The sequence below is a fragment of the Cupriavidus sp. 01L46 genome (assembly GCF_056399905.1).
On the sequence record NZ_JBFTSF010000566.1, the window covers coordinates 1 to 1647 of the forward strand.

The window sequence follows — 1647 nt, forward strand, 5'->3', positions numbered from 1 at the left end:
AGGTTGGCCGGGCCATCCAGGCAGCCGGCGCATTTGCCGCGATCCTGGCCTCGCTCACCGTGATCGTCGACAACTTTGAAAGTCTGAGCCGGTTCGTCGCCGGACTCGACCGGCTTAGCACATTCTCTGGCGCCCTGACGCAGACGCCTGTCACGCTGGCCGCGCCGCATGGCGGTGGGAACAAGATCGAAGCGGCGCGAGACGCTCGCCTGGCGCTCGAGCATGTCACCTTGCAAACGCCAAACTACGAACGTACCCTGGTCAGGGATCTCACGGTATCGATCGACCCGGGAGAGGGATTGCTGATCGTGGGCGCGAGCGGAGGCGGCAAGAGTTCGTTGATGCGCGCGATAGCGGGACTCTGGAACTGCGGGACCGGCCGCATTGTCAGGCCGGAACTGGAACATATGCTGTTTCTGCCGCAGCATCCCTACATGGTGCTGGGCAGCCTGCGCAGCCAGTTGCTCTATCCGGATCGCGATGGCCGCAAGGTATCCGATAAGGAACTCCGGCTGCTGCTTGAGATGGTCAACCTGCCGGACGTCGTGGACAGATTTGGCGGCCTGGACGTGGATCTGGACTGGGGGAAGGTGCTGTCCGTGGGAGAGCAGCAGCGCCTCACCTTTGCCCGCGTGCTGCTCGCCAAACCGCGCTATGCCATGCTGGATGAGGCCACCAGCGCCCTCGACATCGGCAACGAGGAACGCCTCTACTTMCAGCTTTCGACGGGTTCGACAACGCTGGTCAGCGTCAGCCACCGTCCCACTCTGCTGAAGTACCACCAACAGGTGCTGGAGTTGAGGGGCAATGGGGAATGGGCGCTTCACCCCTCCGGGAGCTACCGCTTTAGCTGGTGAGCTCCCGCGCCGCAACGCTTGCAATGGCCCCCACGGTGCTCATCCTTGTCCGGTGCCGGACAGACACAAGCCGGAATCTGGTCCACAAGTAAGCATGCGATCGCGCCGCCAACGATGGCGAGCTGCCGGCGGGATCATGGAATTCCATGGAGACCGATCATGAAACTCACCGCCCAGTCATTCCTGCCGAAGACGGCATACGTACTGCCGTCCGTCGCGCTTTTCTCCATGCTGGCGCTGGCCGTTCCCGCCGGGGCCATCACCGCCACCGACGCGCAGGGTTCCCCGCATGTCTTGAAGATCGCGAAGCAGGATCGCATCGATACGCACATCAGCGACCTCCACACGAAGCTCCAGATTACGCGCGCGCAGGAACAACTCTGGCAGAAGGTCGCGCAGGTCATGCGCGACAACGCGAGCAAGATGGATTCGCTGCGGCAGGAGCGCACTGAGGATGCCAAGGGCATGACCGCCGTCGGCGACCTCAAGTCCTACGGGGATATCGCCGATGCGCATGCCGACGGCATCAGGAAGCTCACGCCCGTGTTCCGGGATCTGTATGACAGCATGTCAGACGTGCAGAAGAAGAATGCCGACCTGATCTTCCGGAACCGGCAACAGCATGCGTCGACAAAAAACTGAAGCCCCGGGCCCGGACGGCCGCCGCAGGCGCAAGCCACCTCGCGCGGTTCGGGCTTTCGCTCAAGCACAGGAGAGCATGATGAACACCTCAACAATGCGATCGCGCTGGGTGCGCCCGGCGACCGTGAAGGCCGCCGCGGCATTCAGC

2 protein-coding genes are annotated in these 1647 nt (G+C 63.1%); both read left to right on the plus strand.

Annotation, left to right across the window (positions count from 1 at the left end; all coding sequences use genetic code 11):
- Nucleotides 1–857: ATP-binding cassette domain-containing protein (locus AC1DS3_RS38405; RefSeq protein WP_477129334.1), on the plus strand; the 857-nt coding region annotated here is incomplete at its 5' end.
- A gap of 159 nt (nt 858–1016) precedes the next feature.
- A complete protein-coding gene (locus AC1DS3_RS38410) occupies nt 1017–1499 on the plus strand; it encodes a Spy/CpxP family protein refolding chaperone (RefSeq protein WP_441636406.1) in 483 nt (160 codons plus the stop codon).
- The last annotated feature ends 148 nt before the right edge of the window (nt 1500–1647 follow it).